This is a genomic window from Pseudobacter ginsenosidimutans, assembly GCF_007970185.1.
Lineage (GTDB): Bacteria > Bacteroidota > Bacteroidia > Chitinophagales > Chitinophagaceae > Pseudobacter > Pseudobacter ginsenosidimutans.
In genome coordinates, this window is sequence record NZ_CP042431.1 from 2,612,525 (window position 1) to 2,629,326 (window position 16,802).

Here is a 16,802-nt window from a genome sequence, read left to right on the forward strand (position 1 = left end):
AACAATGAAATCATCTAAATATTTTCTGATAGCATTCCTGGTGATCACGGCAGTTTCCTGCAAGAAATGGCTGGATGTGAAACCCACTTCTGAGCTCGACCGTTCGGAGATCTTCTCTTCTGAGCGTGGGTACAGGGAGGCGCTCACCGGCGTGTATGCCAATCTCACCAAACCCGAATTGTACGGCCGGGAAACTACCTGGGGAATTGTGGAATGTATGGCAGGCACATACGGAGCAGGTATGGCTGGTAACTACAGGACCTTTGCCACTTATGGTTACAAGAAGACCAATCCTAATTACTGGACCGGGATCGTTACGTTTTTCAATCCGATCTGGACTGGTGTGTACAAACAGATCGCCAACCTGAACTCCCTGCTGGAAACCATCGATGGCAATAAAGGCATATTCAGTGGCGACAATTACAATATCGTCAAAGGTGAGGCGCTTGGCCTGAGAGCTTACCTGCATTTTGAATTGTTATGTTTATATGGTCCATCCTATGCTTCCGGTGGCGCCAATACGCCCGCCATTCCCTATATTGATAAGCTCACTACCATGATCAGCCCGATGTTAACGGTTGACAGCGCAATGGGGCTGATCATCAGGGATCTTGAAGCATCCAAAAAGTTGTTGGTGAACGACCCTATGCACATGGGAACAACACCTCCGGAGGTGCTGGCACCACTGCCTGGTTCTTCCTATTCCAGCTTTGGTGTGGCGTCTTATCATAACCGCCGCTTCAATTTCAATTATTATGCAGCCATTGCTACATTGGCCCGCGCTTACATGTGGAAGGGCGATAAGGTGAACGCATTACTACAGGCCAAAGAGATCATGGCTGATCAGTCTGCCCGGTTCCCCTGGGTGAAAAGCACCAGGGTAGTGCCGCCGACTGCTGCCACTTCAGAGCAGGACAAGACCTATGCAACCGAAACGATCTTTGCACTCAATATCAAACTGATAAATGATTACCAGGATGGGCTTATTTACCAGGGAACCAAACGCCTGAGTTCATTTGCCCTCTGCCCTCACGCATACAGTACTTCCGGAACAATATTCGAAGGAAGTACCGATCTGAGAAAGAATAACCTTGCAACTTCCTACAGTGGCAGCATTGCGGTCAGCAATAAATTCCACCAGGTAACCGGCATCACATCTGTGTATAGTTTCTTCCAGGAGCGTGTACCATTGATACGCACTGCTGAAATTTATTACATAGCTGCTGAGTGTGAATCAGATCCTTCAGTAGCGAGATTGTATGTGGATTCTGTGCGCTCCAAACGTGGTCTCGCCAATATGCCGCTCAGTCCAGCCATTACGCGTACAGATCTGGATATCGAGATCAGGAAGGAGTATCAGAAAGAGTTCATCGGTGAAGGCAGGCTATGGTTCTTCCAGAAAAGAAAGGACCTGGACCTCGCATCTGCGGCTAACCAGGCGATCTATAAAACTTCTGCCATGTTCCTGAAGAACGCTTACGTTTTGGATCGCCCGGATGATGAAGACGGTAACCGGTAATTAATCAACTTAAGAAATGATGTTATGAAATATATCAAGTATATACTGATCATCACTTTGAGCGCCTGCCTGGCAGGATGCAGCAAGGAAACGCTTGACCTGTGGAATACTTCCAATAAATTATGGTTCGCCAATGTGGATACCCTGGTGATGGCATCCTTTAAGAAACTGCCGGCAAATGAGAACGAGTTCAATGTGAAGGTGCCTGTGCAAATGGCCGGAAAAACAGCTGATCATGACCGTAAGTTCACTGTTGAAGTGCTGAAAGACAAACGAAATCCTGAAACATCCTACAAGATAGATGATCCTGTTGTGCCTGCCGATTCTATCAGGGGCGCTTTCAAACTGAAGATCACAAAAACGCCCAACCTGGTTACTGAAACAGATACTGTCACCTTTATCCTGCGTTCCGCGGGAGAATTCGAGACCGGCCTTGCCACCAACCTGAGGTGCACTGTGATCATCACCAATAAATACACCAAACCTGCCTGGTGGTACGATAACCAGTGTGGTGCTTATTCCGAAGCCAAACATGAAGTGCTGTTTACCGTGTTCGGTAATGACGATGATATCAGGGGAGGCGGAGCAACTACGTATTCAAACAGCTACAACTGGGGACATGTAGACGCATTGTACAACCTCTGGAAACTGAATACCTATTGTGAACAGAATGGCCTGCCATTCCGGTTTGCCAACGGAAAGTAACCCCAAACTCTAACCTGAAAAAGCGTACAAACTATTATGAGAACTATATATTATCTTTTTGCAGTGCTGCTGCTGGTTGGATGCTACAAAGACAAAGGCAATTATGAATATTCTGACCTGGAAGAAATGGATATCTCCCTCCCTTTCACCAGTTATGAAGTGGGAGCAGGAAAGCAATTGACCATCGAGCCTATAATAGAAACAGCAATACCCGAGTCGGACATTCAATGGCAATGGGATGTGAACTTCACACCATCCAACAGTTATATCGGCTTTTACAAGTTTGCTGAAGGTAAGAAGCTCGATCATGTATTTTCTTTGAACGGGCTGATGCCATCAACAGGTACCTACAGTATTCGCCTTCATGCCAAGCAAATATCCAGTGGCAGGGAATTTTATTCGCCGGTTACCGCTCTCAGGATCACATCTGAGTATACAGGACTGATGGTGCTTCACGGAGACGACACTCAAAGTGATATCGGTCTGCTCCAGGCAACGGATTTCCGGGTCACCGAAGGAACGATGCCAACCGTTTCGATCCCCCATCTTTATTCATCCCTCAATAACAATCAGAAGATACCAGGCAAGGGTATTACCGTTGTGCAAACAGTTACTGCTTACCTCTACGATATCAACAGGGCCAGGGTGGTGGCTCTTACCGATGCAGGAGCAGCCTGGATCAGCTATGCTGATTTTTCAAAACTTGGTACCTGGAATGATATGTTCATGCCGGGTGTGAATGCGGGACAACCGCAGAGTATCCAGCCGCAGGGACAGGTTGTATATGCTGTAGATGGTGGTCAGCTATTCGGACGAGTGAACGGTAGCTATGAAGTATTCCCTGTTCCGCTGCCTGCAGCGCAAGGATATTATGCTGCAACTCCTTTCTTTGAAGTAGGCACCAATGCCCGTGTGCAGGGTTTCTTTTTCGATAAGAATACACGGGGGTTTGTAACATGCACCAACACGAATAATTTCGTCCAGTTTACAGATAAGGTTACCAGCGGTATCAGCCAGGTTGTTACAGCGAAGTATTTCAACATGGCTGCCATGAATGCGGACCTTGTGTATGTAGACAGGGGAGCCAGGCAGGCTCATTACCTGGCAGTGATGAAAGAAGCGAATGGCAATAAATACCTGGCGGAGCTCGATTGGTCTGCCAGCAATGACGTGGACATCCCATTTGCAAAATATGATATGCAGGTATTGCCCAATATCAATGATGCAATATTCCATGCCTTCGGAAATAACCAGGTTGCGATGTGCTATTATGCTACCCCAACAAAAGTATATCGCTACACGGCCAACAACAATGAAACACTCGCCGGAAAATCCAATGAACTGAGATTGCAGAATGGGAATCCCATTGTGTTCGATGGCGATATCACTATGATGAAGATCCTGAAGCCGAATCAGAATCCTTCAGGTTCACTGATGGTGAATTATTACAATCACAATAAGATCATGCTGGTGGCTGTGTACAAGAACAACCAGGGTACGCTGTACAGCCTGAAACTTGATGAACCAACAGGCGATGTGATCTCTTATACTACATACACTGGTTTCAATAAGATCTATGATGCAGATATCAAAGGGCTATAGTTGATGTAGCTGACTTTTCAAGTTGTTTTACTCTCATGTGTTTTATACCGGAGCCGGGGCTTGGCCCCGGCTTACGCTCCCTATTGCCATGAACAACTAAAAATATGATCCCTTTACAGTTAAATGAAGTTTCAAAAATGAGGAAGACAATTTGTTTGTTGGCCATTGCGCTGCTCTTGATAACAGAAGCTGGTGCGCAGCAGCCTGCAAAAAAAGAAGTGAAGATGGATAACGAACTTGTTATTGCAGGCAATGCGGAAGGACCTGTGAAATATTCCATCAAAGCACCACGATCCATGGGGCTCAATGATTCCGGCCGCATCACCATCTCTTTCAGTTTTGAAGAAGGATGGTATGGATACGCTGAAACCGATGGCAATATGGCTGCTGGTTGGTTACCTACCAAAGTTGAATTTGAATTCTCTGATGGCTTTGAAAAGAACGGAGGGCTTATCACGCCACCAATAGTATTCAAAGAAGGTACTGATGTATACATAGGTAATGAAGTGAAGTTTGTGCAGCCGGTGAAATACACGGGCAAGGGAAAGGATGGGAAGCTGGCTTACCAGAAAGAAAGGATCATCCATGTAACAGTCCATTACCAGACATGTGATGAAGAGAAATGCCTTCCTCCCGTAACTGATACAGTGGCCGTAAAAATAAATATGCGTAATTATTAAACCAATCAATTTATCAGGATGCAGGACCCCATTGTTAAAATAGAAAAATTATCGCACCGCTACACCAATAGCTGGGCGATCCGCGACATCAATATGGAAATCGGACGTAGTGGAATTGTGGGATTGCTTGGCTCCAACGGGGCAGGCAAATCCACCACCATGAATATTCTCTGTGGCGCGCTTAATCAGACTGAAGGCAATGTGTTCATCAATGGTATCAATATGCGTGAACATCCTGAGCGTGCGAAACAGGAGATTGGCTTCCTGCCGCAGAACCCTCCATTGTACATGGACCTTACGGTGGATGAATACCTCTACTATTGTGCGGGCCTTCGCAGGATGCCTGATCAAAAAGTGGACGAAGCTGTGAAAGATGCGAAACTCCGTTGTGGTATCGATCATTTCGGTCATCGCCTGCTCCGGAATCTCTCCGGCGGTTACCGCCAGCGTGTAGGCATTGCGCAGGCCATCGTTCATAAACCCAAACTGGTGGTGCTGGACGAGCCTACCAATGGCCTCGATCCCAATCAGATCATCGAAGTGCGTGCACTGATCAAGGATATTGCCCGTGATCGCGCAGTTATCTTTTCTTCTCATATCCTTTCGGAAATCCAACTGCTTTGCAAAGAGATCAAGATGATCGAAAGCGGGCGAATTGTATTTGCCGATACGATGGATGCCTTCAATAATTATGTGGAACCGCACAGTGTGCTCATTCATTTCGAAAATCCTCCCTCCGCATCAGAGCTGCAGCAGGTGCAGGGTGTAACAAAAGTGGATTATCTCACAGAACGACAGGTGCGTGTGTATTTCAGCGGAGACCAGGAGATCACGGAAAGACTGGTAACCGCCAGTGTGCAGTATGGCTGGCGCCTGCGCGAGATCAGTCTCGATAAAACTGCGCTTGATGAGATCTTCAAACAACTATCCACTCAAAAAAAATAGTCCGGTTCTTCCTATAATTATTAAACCATGAAAGTCATTCTTAAAATAGCGAAAACAGAGTTGCGTACTTTGTTTTATTCTCCGATCGCCTGGTTCCTGATGATCGTATTCCTGATCCAGTGTGGCATCGTTTATCTGGGACAGCTGGATATGGTAACCCGCAATATCGAAATGTCAGGCAACGTGGGTGAATTCTTTACCAGTGTTACCAACTGGATCTTCCTGAGTCAGCAGGGCTTGTTCGGCAACATCATGCAAAACCTTTATCTCTACATGCCCCTTTTGACGATGAGCCTGATCAGCCGCGAACTGAACAGCGGAACCATCAAGCTGCTCTATTCATCGCCCATCAAGGTATATGAGATCGTATTTGGGAAATACATTGCCATGATGGCGTATAGCCTGATACTGGTGGTTATTGTTGGTTTTTTTATGGTGGCTGGAATGTTTCATATCCAGCATCCTGAAACCGGCATGCTGCTATCTGCGATGTTCGGTTTCTTCCTGTTGCTGCTGGCTTATTCAGCTATCGGCCTTTTCATGAGTTGTTTAACCAGCTATCAGGTGGTGGCTGCCATCAGCACTTTCGTAATGATCGGCATTCTCAGTTATATCGGCAGGCTGTGGCAGGATATTGATTTTGTAAGAGAGCTCACGTATTATCTCGCAATCAATGGACGCACCCAAAAAATGCTGGGCGGCCTCATCACTACAAAGGATGTTCTTTATTTCATTATCATCATATACATCTTTTTAGGACTGAGTATCTTCAGGATCAGATCAGGAATGGAATCCAAGCCGGTATCGGTTAAGGTTATGCGTTATCTGGCTGTGGTTGCATCGGCATTATTCATTGGATATGTTTCTTCCATTCCCGGATTTGTTGGTTATTGGGACACTACCCTGGATAAATCCAATACACTCACACCCCGGGTACAGAAAATTGTGAAAGACCTGGGTGATGAACCGCTGGAGGTAACTGCTTATGCCAACCTGCTGGATAATTTCTTTTACCTGGGAAGTCCTACCGCATACAATAACAATGAGTCCCGCTGGGAATCTTATCGCAGGTTCAAGCACAATATTGATCTGAAGATCATTCGCTACTACGATACTGTGCCTGGTCCCATGATGAAACGTTATCCCGGTAAAAGCCTGAAAGAAGTAGCAGAGCAATTTGCCAAAAGCCGGGATGTGGATATGAAGGGGCTTCTGACGCCACAGGAAATCCGTAAACAGATCGATCTCCGTGGTGAGAGCAACCGGTTTGTGATGCAGCTTAAATGGAAAGGACGTACCACCGCGCTGCGTGTATTTGATGATATGTATGTATGGCCTTCGGAAACAGAAGTGGCGGCTGCCTTGCTGCGCCTTCAAAAGGCAAGCCTGCCGAAGATCGCCTTCATTACAGGCGAGCTGGAACGCGAGATCGATAAGAGTGGCGACCGCGATTATAAAACGCTGACCAATACGCCAACCTTCCGTTACTCACTGATCAACCAGGGCTTTGATGTGATGAACGTGTCTCTGGAAACACAGGATATTCCAAAGGATATTTCTTCGGTAGTGCTGGCTGACCCGAAAATTGAACTGTCTGCTTCAGCGCTCGCGAAATTGAAAACCTATATCAGTAATGGAGGCAATCTCATGATTGCAGGAGAGCCGGGAAAACAAGCTGTGCTCAACCCATTATTGCAGGAGTTGGGTGTTCAGTTGAATGAAGGAACCATTATTCAATCCAGCCGAAATGATGCGCCGAATTTCGTTTCGGCCTTCGTTCAAAAGGAGGCAAAGCCTTTTTACAAGCTGCTCGAATCCACTATTGAAGATAGTCTCAGGCTTACCATGCCAGGTGCTGCCAGTCTGAGCTATGCGGATAATGGGCCGTTTGTTGTAACAGCGCTGGTAAAGACCAATCCCAAAAACACCTGGAGCCGAACGCGGCCGATAGATCTCGAAACGATGATCAACGCCAGGGTTTCATTTGATGAAAAAGATGAGGAACAGGATAACAGGAGAGGCGGTATGATCTATTACACAGTGAATGAAGCTGAAGGTCAACAAAAGCGTACCCGTCGTGATAGCCTGGGGACTGTAATCTATGAGCCTGCTGCCGGGGATGTGAAAGGTCCTTTCACAATGGTAGTTGGTCTGAGCCGTAAGATCAATGGCAAAGAGCAGCGCATTGTAGTGTCCGGTGATGCAGACTTTCTGAGCAATAAAGAAATGGGGCGTCAGCGTACCGCAAATTTCGTTTTCAGTACTTCTTTGTTTCGGTGGATGAGTAATGGCGACTTCCCGATCGATACCAGTCGTCCTGAAGCGAAGGATAAGAAAGTGAACACAAGCATCGAAAAAGTAAAGTTCTTGCGCATACTTTATCTCTGGGTGCTTCCTGCGATCTTATTAGCAGCAGGTGCTGTATTGCTGATCAGACGTAAAAGGAAATAATCATGGCATTCAGTACTGATAAACAAACACTGGAAGATCTGAAGATTTTCGACAGGTATGGTGATGATTCGATCTTCCAGTTGTTCAACCGTTGCGCCACCAGGGGTGGTGCAATGGTTTTGGAAGATATGTTCAGTCATCCGCTTTCAGATGCAGCAGCCATCAATAAGAGAAGTGGTATTATCCGTTACTTCTCAGAGCAGCGGATTGAGTTTCCTTTGACAAGTGGACATTTTGAAGCTATCGATCCCTATCTCAGTAATACTGATGAACGCACCAGGCTTTCTGCACATGAGCAATCCGTTACCAGGAAGCTGAGTAATATGATTGCGGCGGATGCAGAAACAGCCACCATCCATAAAGGCATTGCCGCCACGGCTGCCATGCTGAAGGAACTGTCGGGTTTCATTGCGTCGTCGCAAATGATGAATGCTGAATTGTATTGTTCCGATAAGGAATCGATACAGGCGCTGCTCAATATGCCTGCCTTGAAACAGGTTTGGGAACTGCAGGGAAAAGTGAAGCTCACGCAGGCTGTGATGGCGGAATATGATGGAGTGTTCCGTTTTAAATTTCGTGACGAAATACAAAAACTTCTCCGGCATATCTATTTGCTGGATGTATATCTTTCTGTTGCCCGTGTGGCACGGGAAAACGGATATGTGTTCCCGGTAGCGCTACCGGCTGGCAATAGTGAATTGCAGCTGGAGGGTGTGTATCATCCTGCCATTAAGAATGCCATTCCCAATGATATCCATATCACGAAGGAGAACAATGTGATCTTTTTGACCGGCGCCAATATGGCTGGTAAATCAACATTCATGAAATCCCTGAGTATAGCGATTTTCCTGGCCCATATGGGATTTCCTGTTGCGGCAGGAAGCATGCGTTTTCACGTGTTGGATGGGATCTATACAACCATCAATCTTCCTGATAATCTTGGAATGGGGGCCAGTCATTTTTATGCAGAAGTGTTGCGCCTCAAAAAAGTTGCGCATGAACTGGGGCAGGGGAAGAGAATTTACGTGGTGTTTGACGAGCTCTTCCGGGGCACGAATGTTAAAGATGCTTATGACGCCACGATTGCTGTTACTACTGCATTTGCAGAGAGGAAGGATAGCATTTTTGTGATCTCTACCCATATCATCGAGGCGGGTGATGTATTGAAAGAGCGCTGCAATAATATCGCTTACCTCTACCTGCCTACCAGGATGAATGGTACCCGCCCTGTATACACTTATACCCTGGAGCAGGGCATTACCAACGATCGGCATGGTATGGTGATCATCAATAATGAAAAGATATTGGAGATACTGGAAGCCGGCCTGGAAAAACTGGAAGGAAAGAAAACCATTCATTCTTTAACAGCTCTTAAAACCTGAACAGTGTATGAGTTTTGTTGCAGACAAACAAACGACGGATGATCTGAACCTGTTGGGGAAGTATAAGCCGAATTCCATTTACGGGTTGTTCAGTAAAGTGAGAACACCCGGAGGCGAAAGACTGCTGGATGCTATGTTTCAGCAGCCTTTGACTGATCCGGTTGCTATCAACAGAAGGAGCAGCCTGTTCAGGTATTTTCAGGAAAAGGAGCTGGTGTTCCCGTTTCAGCCGGCAGCATTCAGGTTGGCAGAGGAATATTTGAGCGGAGGCGTTGCACCAGGCCTGGTTCGATCTGGCTTCTCCGTTATGCGAAAAAAAGCGATGGGCATATTCCTGCGCGATGAGCAGTTTATGGTTCTGTCTGCTGGCATGCAGGCTGCTATTGAAATGCTCAGGCAATTGTCTGGGTTGATTGCATTGATAGACGGCGAAAAAAATCCCTGGAAACAGGAGCTGGAAAGTGTAAGCCTTGTGCTTGCGGATACCAGACTGGAGTGGGTCAGGCAACATGAGGGTGAACCGGTTACCACCCTGCAATTGATCAGGTACGATCATTTGCTGAGGCATACGCTCCGTCAAGAAATGCAACTGGTGCTGAATGCTGTTTATGAAATTGACGTATACATTGCCGTTAGTGCAACGGCACAGGAAAGTAAGCTGGATTATGCCATGGCTTTTCCTCATACAAGGTCTGTGTTGCAGGCCGATGCTTTATGGCACCCGGCACTGGATAAGGCGGTTGCCAATCCGGTACATCTTAATAGTGCCGGCAATGTTCTTTTTCTTACCGGCGCCAATATGGCCGGTAAATCCACTTTCATGAAATCCCTGGGTATTGCGGTGTATCTCGCTCATATGGGTTTTCCCGTGGCAGCCCGCGGCATGCAGTTTTCTGTTCGCGATGGCCTTTATTCGAGTATCAATGTTTCAGATAACCTGAATATGGGATACAGTCATTTTTATGCAGAAGTGCTGCGGGTTAAAAAGGCGGCTGAAGAAGTAAGCAGTGGCAGGAATATGGTGGTGATCTTTGATGAGCTGTTCAAGGGAACGAATGTGAAGGACGCTTATGATGCCACGCTCTCTGTGACGGCTTCTTTTTCCAGATACCATAATTGCATTTTCGTGATCTCGACGCATATCATCGAGGTAGGTGAAGCGCTGGCCTCTTATCACAACCTGCAGTTTGCTTATATGCCTACGGTAATGAGCGGAAATATCCCTGTATATCCGTATACACTGAAACAAGGGATCACCAGTGATCGTCATGGTATGATGATCGTAATGAATGAAGGGATACTTGAAATGATCAAAGGAAACTGATTTTAAAAAAGTTAAAAATGTAAAAGATGAAAAATATATTCAGGATATTATCACTTTCAATGCTGCCAGCTTCCTTACTGGCGCAGTCTGCGGATGACAGGATCAGATCTTCCGGGTTTCCTGTGATTGGAAAAATCATAAATACGAATATTCCCGGTGCGCCTGTGCTGGATCAGCCTGAGTTGCTCAAAGGAACTGAGCAGGAGATCAGAACTGAAAAGCACGGGCTTGCCTATCCTGCTTTTTTCGACTGGAACAAAGATGGAAAAATGGATTTGCTGTTGGGTGAATTTGAAACCGGAAAAACAGGATCCGATATCAAAGTGTACCTCAATGAAGGGTCAAACAAAAAACCAAAGTTCTCCGGTAAATATTTCTACGCTAAAGATGCAAAAGGAGACACTATGACTTCTTATCAGTGGTGTTGCATTGGTACGCATCCGCGTTTTGCCGATCTGGATAATGATGGATATATGGATATGTTGTCTGGTCAGTATAATCCCGGTCAGATCAACTGGTGGAGAGGTGGAAAAGATGGATTCCAGGCGAGGCAGTTCGTAGACCAGGAAGGATATACTGAAGGTAATCTTGGTTTCTCAGGCGTTTCATCAGAGCTCGATCCCAGGAGCAATAATTACTGGAACTATACTTCTGCAGGCTTTGCGGATTTTAACGGTGATGGCCTGACGGATCTTTTTGTAGGTGGCTTCGGTGAAATGAAAGTGGCTTTGAATGTGGGAACGAAAGAAGTTCCAAAGTTTGGACTGCGCAAATACCTGCTGGGACTGGACGGGCTGCCTGTTTCTGTGATGAGGCCATCGGAAGAGGAAATTCAAAAAGCTAAATCCCAACGCGGTTCATATTTCACTTATTCAGGAGTGATCAAAAGTTTTGTAACACCGGTAGACTGGGATGTGGATGGTGTGCTTGACCTGCTGGTGACCCACTTGTACGGAGAGAGAAAAACAAAAGATCCGGTTGTGTTCTTCCGGGGTGTGCAAACTGATAAAGGCCTGCGTTTCGAAGAAGCGAAATCTTTGTTCACGGTGCCGGACGTATACAAAACCTTTCCGGGATGCCAGCCGAATATTGCTGTTACCGATTACAATGATGATGGTGTGAAAGACCTGGTGATAGGTCTGTCACTCCCTGCTTTGAATGGGTATGAGATCGATTCCCTGGCTTCATGGGGTTATCTGAAAGATTTTGGACTGCAGGCTCCCGGAAAGGATCCCGGTCGTATGCTGGAATGGGAAGGCGGTATTGAAAAATTAAGAAAGAGAATTGCCGATAACCCTTCCATGAAAAACTATTTCTATGGCAAATTCACGGAAGAGAAATATTTGACACTACGTCATCGCGGGTTTGTGTATGTAATGCTGGGAAAGAAGAATCCTGTAGAGGCAGTTGCTGTAAAGGGAGTAGTTGCCAAAGACGAAGTGAATCTTTTGACTTCTGTTGAATATTAGATTATCCATCTGAGAAAGAATGCAGTGGATGGCCTGCGGAAATTTTAGAAAAAGCGGGAGCTGAAAGGCTTCCGTTTTTTCTTGAGTTTCGGTTCATATAATCCGATCCTTTGATGCTAATTGGATGATCTGAACTCATTTGGTGTAACGCCCACCTTTTGCTTAAATAGTCTTGTAAAGTGTGCAGGATGTTTAAACCCTAATTCATACGATAGCTGGCTGACAGTCTTACTCAGATCAAAGATCCTTTCTTTTGCAAGGTCTATGATTTTTGCGTGTATAAGTTCCTGTGCTGATCTTCCGGTTTCTTTCTTCACCAGGTCTCCAAAGTAATTGGCAGATAGATTCAGTTCTTTCGCGCACCAGGCAACAGAAGGTAGTCCGATAGTCTGTGTTTGCTCAGATTTGAAATAGTTATTAAGCAGTTCATCAAATCTTCCTAATATTCCTTTATGGGCAACTTCGCGTGTGATGAATTGGCGGTCATAAAACCTTTGACAGTAATTCAGGAATAATTCAATGTTGGAAGCGATCAACTTCCTGCCATGCTTGTCGATGGAGTGCTCAAGCTCATATTTTATTTTCTCAAAGCAATCCAAAACAATTTGTCGTTCCCGGTCTGACAAGTGCAACGCTTCACGTGTTTCATATGTGAAGAAAGAATATTCACGCATATGCTTGCCAAGTGCAGTGCCATGAATCAGATCCTCATGAAAAACCAATGCGTATCCTTTTGGCTGATATAGTTCACTGTTTGTTACGCCTGCAAATTGGCCGGGGGCAAGAAATACCAGTGTGCCTTCCTGGTAGTCATAGGTATTGCGGCCATAGGTCAGGTCCCCACATTTAACTTCTTTCAGAAATACTGTATAAAATCCAAAATACATGCGTGATCCTCTTCTTGGATCTGCTTTCGAGAGATCCACTACACTTACCAACGGGTGGAGCGTTTCATTTTTATTGAAAGCGTTATTTTCGCTTATTGTATTGAATCTTAATACATTTTCCATTTCTTCCCTGATTTCATTGCCTGATAAGTAATATTGATAACATACCAGTAATTGGTATAAGGCTCCCTGAGATAAAGTATAACATCTTTGTAAGGCTCCTCTCTAACGCTCTTCGTACTTAAAAAATGTTAATCAGTAATCTGGATAAGCATACCAGTGATCTGTCTGCCATTTTAGCGAAGGAAACCAATGACCTTTGTACAATAAAAAGGAACAATATGCAAAAGATCAAATTGAACAATGGAGTAGAAATGCCCATCCTGGGTTTCGGAGTTTTCCAGGCGAATGATCTTGATGAATGTGAAAGAAGTGTATTGGATGCATTACAAGTGGGCTATAGATTGATAGATACTGCTGCTTCCTATGAGAATGAAGGGGCGGTTGGCTGAAATTCTATCAGTCCAGTCTATTAAATCCAATCATTATGAACTTTAATAACGTAGCTATAATACTTCTTCTGAGCGTGGTTTCATTTTCCTGTAATCAGCAAAATGAACCGTTACAGAAAACTTCTTCAGAACTGGCGGAAGCACCTGTTTTTTCAAAGGGCAAACAAATAACCAATGATAATCTTACCGGCATGGTATGGTTGAATAAGCTGGTAGAGGCCGACAGTCTCAATCAAACTGCGGTGGGTAGCGTAACATTTGCTGCAGGAGCCAGAACCAAATGGCATTCGCATCCGGCCGGACAAATTATATTGGCACTGGGTGGCATAGGTTATTACCAGGAGAAAGGAAGTCCGAAAGTTATTGTGAAAAAGGGGGATGTGGTGAAATGCCCGCCTGGTATTCCACATTGGCATGGAGCCAGTACAGAAACTGAATTTGTGCAGGTTGCTATTACCGGCAGGGAAAAAGGAGAGACTATCTGGCTGGAGTCTGTATCTGAAGAGGAATACAGGAGGTAGGGCGACAGTTCTGAATCTTGCCATCTTGCTCACATTTTTTGCACTCGCATCAATACTTGACATTACATAATGATCAAAGGGACTTTGAATAAAAGCCCCTTTGATCATCTGAAGAGTCCGGAGGGAGGGGCCTCAATCGAGCAGGTATATAGTTACATCTTTCCAGGCTATATATTATTGATCAGTTCTATGATCCCTTCGTTCTTAATGATCATCATACCCTGACGGTCTTCGGTAATGCCCTTCTGCAACGTGTAGGTGTATCTGGGGATGTTCCCTTCCAGCACAGTAGGCATGAAATGGAACTGAACATTAGGAAGATCTTTCAGGGCCTCTCCAATTTCTATAATATGCGTTGATACAATAAACAGGCAATTGTTATAGCCGGAAAAACCCTGTGTAACTGCCAGGGTGCCATCATAAGCATCTTTGACATTGGTTCCTTTGAATAACTCATCGAACATCAGCAGCAGGTGTTCGCCGGTAGCAGCAGCCAGGGCAGCATGTTTCACCCTTATCACTTCTGCGTAGAAATGACTGTAGCCCATTGTTATGTTGTCGGCTACATTAATGCTGGAAAAAATGCCTTCGCGTATCGAAAAACGCATTTCATCTGCAGCCACGGGAAAGCCAATATGCGCCATATAGATACAGATGCCAATCGATTTCATCCAGGTAGACTTACCGGCCATATTGGCTCCTGTAAGGAATAATACATTGCTCCCTTCCTTCATATGAATATCGTTGCCTATAGCTTTTGACATACAGGGATGGTGAAGGTTTTTCGCATAAAAAACGTTTTCGTCTTTTTCCAATGCCTCCGCATAACAAAAACTGTGTTCACGCGCTACATCGCTAACGGTGATATACACATCGGTTTCCGCAATGAACTGCAGCACCTCCTTCATGGACTGGTTGTGTTTGTTGCTTAACAGGAAATCGTATTCAGCTACCGTTGCAACAGACATAGACTTGTAGATGTCGCTTTCGAGGATCTTACGGATATCCTTATGGGTCATTACGGCCAGCAGTGCTTCCACTCGATCCTGCAAAGGACCATTTTCAGATTGCAGAAGTTGCAGAAAACCAATACATTTCTTCAATGTTACCATCGTTGCCTGTAGCCGCAGGAGCTTGTTTTTATAACGACTGTCTTCAATAAAACCAGCAAGAATCTTCACCATATAGATGTTTGCGGTTGTTGAGAGTTGGGACTTCCTGCCTGCAGTTTCGATATATTCCCGCATCAGGGCAACCTGACCGGCTTCGAATGGGAAAGGCATATGCTGCTGCTGAAAGAATCGAAACACCGATACCCGCCGGTTAATGGACGATGAATCAGTTAATGGATGAGAAAACATGTCGTCCATCAGCTTCTCTCCAATGCGCGTTCTGACTTTATTGAATAAGTAATACACAGAACCCTGGCGGAACTTGCCCATAAGGTTCAGCTCCCCCACCGATTGCCGGTCTATTTTAAAACTCATACTTTCTTATTTATGCTTTTACCGCCTTTATTCCCCTGTTTCAGAATGTCTAATATGCCTTCGTTATTAATGATAAGCATACCATGTTTGTCGTTCGTTACTCCTTCCTGAAGCGTATATGTATATTCAGGTACAGTCCCTTTCATAACTGTAGGAAGAAAGTAAAACGCCGCGCTTTCTTTTTTTCTTAGCTCATCTGCAGCTTCTGTAATATGGGAGGAAATAATGAACTTGCTGTCTTTACGGTTGGTGAACGCATTACATACAACCAGGGTGCCTTCCAGGGCATCTTTTACATTTGTGCCCCGGAATAGTTCGTCGAATAATATAAAAAGCGACTTTCCATTACTGAGCTCCTGTGCCATTTTCTTTACCCGTAAAACTTCTGCATAAAAATGGCTGGCGCCAATATCTAAATTGTCCGGAAGGTTGATTGTAGTATAAACGCCATCCATCACTGAAAACGCCATAGCTGAAGCGGCAATTGGAAAGCCCATATGCGCAATATATAAGGCAGTGCTGAAAGAGCGCAGGAAGGTAGATTTTCCCGCCATATTGGCCCCCGTAAGGAAAACCATATTGCATGAAGGACCCATTTGAAGGCTATTGGGGACTGCGTTTTTCAGAAGCGGATGATATACGCCCTCCACTTTCAGAATGCTACTTCCTTTGGGGTACACCTCCGGGAATACCATGCGATGCTTTATCGCCACCTGCGCCACGGAAATATAAACATCGATATGATAAATAAATTTCAGCAGGCAGAGTAGTTTCTGTTTTTCGTTAATACGAATTAAAACATCGTAAGCAGTAGCGGCAGCATAAGTTATTCTGGCATTCTTTTTTTCATTAAAAACCGGTACAAAAGCACGATCTGTCAACAGGGCGATTACTTCCTGCCGTTCTTCCTCCAACTCCTTCACCTGCTTCAGACCCTCCGACTCTGCATATTGCATGAGTGTATGGAAAAGATTGATAACAGCAACAATTCCATTCTGTATTTCTTTTTCGCTGAGAGAGATCTTTGACCCGCCATCCTGGTTATCATCAAAAGAAATGTACTTCTCTACGTTGTCAAGTGTAGCACCATCGAAAGGAAATGCAGCCTGCTGTTTTTGAAAACCGGAAATAATACTGATGCGTTTGATGATAGCGTCCCTGTCGCTTAGCGGTTTTCTGAACATGGATTCCATGATGGATTGTCCGCCCCGGGTAAAGGAATGATTGTATATATCATATATACCCTGTGTGTCTGCTTTGGAAAATAAGCGCAGGTCCTCTATGGTCTGTGTGTCTGTCTGTAAATACATACGCTGCA

The 16,802-nt window shown here is 45.2% G+C and carries 14 protein-coding genes; 11 read left to right on the top strand and 3 right to left on the bottom strand.

Annotation, left to right across the window (positions count from 1 at the left end; all coding sequences use genetic code 11):
- Window positions 1–4: 4 nt before the first annotated feature.
- The 9 genes from FSB84_RS10670 to FSB84_RS10710 all read left to right on the top strand — a co-directional run bounded on the left by FSB84_RS10670 (window position 5) and on the right by FSB84_RS10710 (window position 12,077).
- The gene (locus FSB84_RS10670) at window positions 5–1,519 is read left to right on the top strand and encodes a RagB/SusD family nutrient uptake outer membrane protein (protein WP_130541570.1); all 1,515 of its coding nucleotides are present in this window, start codon (window positions 5–7) and stop codon (window positions 1,517–1,519) included.
- A 24-nt stretch (window positions 1,520–1,543) separates the two neighbouring features.
- Entirely contained in the window at window positions 1,544–2,224 is a 681-nt protein-coding gene (locus tag FSB84_RS10675; protein ID WP_130541569.1) for a DUF4843 domain-containing protein, read from the top strand.
- A 36-nt stretch (window positions 2,225–2,260) separates the two neighbouring features.
- Entirely contained in the window at window positions 2,261–3,826 is a 1,566-nt protein-coding gene (locus FSB84_RS10680) for a PKD-like family lipoprotein (RefSeq protein ID WP_130541568.1), read from the top strand.
- 137 nt (window positions 3,827–3,963) lie between these two features.
- Window positions 3,964–4,506, top strand: a complete 543-nt coding sequence (locus FSB84_RS10685) for a protein-disulfide reductase DsbD domain-containing protein (protein WP_158643844.1) — start codon at window positions 3,964–3,966, stop codon at window positions 4,504–4,506.
- Window positions 4,507–4,524: 18 nt separating this feature from the next.
- Window positions 4,525–5,451: an ABC transporter ATP-binding protein gene (locus tag FSB84_RS10690; protein WP_130541566.1), complete on the top strand. Its 927-nt coding sequence runs from the start codon at window positions 4,525–4,527 to the stop codon at window positions 5,449–5,451.
- A 27-nt stretch (window positions 5,452–5,478) separates the two neighbouring features.
- A complete protein-coding gene (locus tag FSB84_RS10695; protein WP_130541565.1) occupies window positions 5,479–7,902 on the top strand; it encodes a Gldg family protein in 2,424 nt (807 codons plus the stop codon).
- Between the two features lie 2 nt (window positions 7,903–7,904).
- Window positions 7,905–9,284 (top strand): MutS-related protein, encoded by a 1,380-nt coding sequence (locus FSB84_RS10700; RefSeq protein WP_130541564.1) that lies wholly within the window; start codon window positions 7,905–7,907, stop codon window positions 9,282–9,284.
- 7 nt (window positions 9,285–9,291) lie between these two features.
- Window positions 9,292–10,608, top strand: a complete 1,317-nt coding sequence (locus tag FSB84_RS10705) for a MutS-related protein (protein ID WP_130541563.1) — start codon at window positions 9,292–9,294, stop codon at window positions 10,606–10,608.
- Window positions 10,609–10,634: 26 nt separating this feature from the next.
- Window positions 10,635–12,077, top strand: a complete 1,443-nt coding sequence (locus FSB84_RS10710; protein WP_130541562.1) for an FG-GAP repeat domain-containing protein — start codon at window positions 10,635–10,637, stop codon at window positions 12,075–12,077.
- A gap of 116 nt (window positions 12,078–12,193) precedes the next feature.
- Here the strand turns inward: FSB84_RS10710 and FSB84_RS10715 are convergent, their stop codons facing one another.
- On the bottom strand, window positions 12,194–13,087 hold the full coding sequence (locus FSB84_RS10715; protein WP_130541561.1) for a helix-turn-helix domain-containing protein: 894 nt from the start codon (window positions 13,085–13,087) through the stop codon (window positions 12,194–12,196).
- Between the two features lie 218 nt (window positions 13,088–13,305).
- On the opposite strand from FSB84_RS10715, the gene FSB84_RS10720 reads away from it, so the two are divergent.
- Together FSB84_RS10720 and FSB84_RS10725 are read left to right on the top strand one after the other, a co-directional pair.
- Window positions 13,306–13,476 carry an aldo-keto reductase family protein gene (locus FSB84_RS10720; RefSeq protein ID WP_207234263.1) on the top strand — a complete coding sequence of 57 codons (171 nt, stop codon included), beginning with the start codon at window positions 13,306–13,308 and terminating at the stop codon, window positions 13,474–13,476.
- Between the two features lie 35 nt (window positions 13,477–13,511).
- Window positions 13,512–13,997 carry a cupin domain-containing protein gene (locus tag FSB84_RS10725; RefSeq protein WP_130541560.1) on the top strand — a complete coding sequence of 162 codons (486 nt, stop codon included), beginning with the start codon at window positions 13,512–13,514 and terminating at the stop codon, window positions 13,995–13,997.
- 167 nt (window positions 13,998–14,164) lie between these two features.
- On the opposite strand, the gene FSB84_RS10730 is transcribed toward FSB84_RS10725, so the two are convergent.
- Window positions 14,165–15,484 carry a MutS-related protein gene (locus FSB84_RS10730; protein WP_130541559.1) on the bottom strand — a complete coding sequence of 440 codons (1,320 nt, stop codon included), beginning with the start codon at window positions 15,482–15,484 and terminating at the stop codon, window positions 14,165–14,167.
- Window positions 15,481–16,794 carry a MutS-related protein gene (locus tag FSB84_RS10735; protein WP_158643845.1) on the bottom strand — a complete coding sequence of 438 codons (1,314 nt, stop codon included), beginning with the start codon at window positions 16,792–16,794 and terminating at the stop codon, window positions 15,481–15,483. Before FSB84_RS10735 ends, FSB84_RS10730 begins: the two co-directional genes overlap by 4 nt.
- Window positions 16,795–16,802: the final 8 nt, after the last annotated feature.

Bases quoted from the DNA above. Each gene is read 5' to 3' on its own strand.
- FSB84_RS10670 (WP_130541570.1), top strand. From the start codon at position 5: ATGAAATCATCTAAATATTTTCTGATAGCATTCCTGGTGATCACGGCA.
- FSB84_RS10675 (WP_130541569.1), top strand. From the start codon at position 1,544: ATGAAATATATCAAGTATATACTGATCATCACTTTGAGCGCCTGCCTG.
- FSB84_RS10680 (WP_130541568.1), top strand. From the start codon at position 2,261: ATGAGAACTATATATTATCTTTTTGCAGTGCTGCTGCTGGTTGGATGC.
- FSB84_RS10685 (WP_158643844.1), top strand. From the start codon at position 3,964: ATGAGGAAGACAATTTGTTTGTTGGCCATTGCGCTGCTCTTGATAACA.
- FSB84_RS10690 (WP_130541566.1), top strand. From the start codon at position 4,525: ATGCAGGACCCCATTGTTAAAATAGAAAAATTATCGCACCGCTACACC.
- FSB84_RS10695 (WP_130541565.1), top strand. From the start codon at position 5,479: ATGAAAGTCATTCTTAAAATAGCGAAAACAGAGTTGCGTACTTTGTTT.
- FSB84_RS10700 (WP_130541564.1), top strand. From the start codon at position 7,905: ATGGCATTCAGTACTGATAAACAAACACTGGAAGATCTGAAGATTTTC.
- FSB84_RS10705 (WP_130541563.1), top strand. From the start codon at position 9,292: ATGAGTTTTGTTGCAGACAAACAAACGACGGATGATCTGAACCTGTTG.
- FSB84_RS10710 (WP_130541562.1), top strand. From the start codon at position 10,635: ATGAAAAATATATTCAGGATATTATCACTTTCAATGCTGCCAGCTTCC.
- FSB84_RS10715 (WP_130541561.1), bottom strand. From the start codon at position 13,087: ATGGAAAATGTATTAAGATTCAATACAATAAGCGAAAATAACGCTTTC.
- FSB84_RS10720 (WP_207234263.1), top strand. From the start codon at position 13,306: ATGCAAAAGATCAAATTGAACAATGGAGTAGAAATGCCCATCCTGGGT.
- FSB84_RS10725 (WP_130541560.1), top strand. From the start codon at position 13,512: ATGAACTTTAATAACGTAGCTATAATACTTCTTCTGAGCGTGGTTTCA.
- FSB84_RS10730 (WP_130541559.1), bottom strand. From the start codon at position 15,484: ATGAGTTTTAAAATAGACCGGCAATCGGTGGGGGAGCTGAACCTTATG.
- FSB84_RS10735 (WP_158643845.1), bottom strand. From the start codon at position 16,794: ATGTATTTACAGACAGACACACAGACCATAGAGGACCTGCGCTTATTT.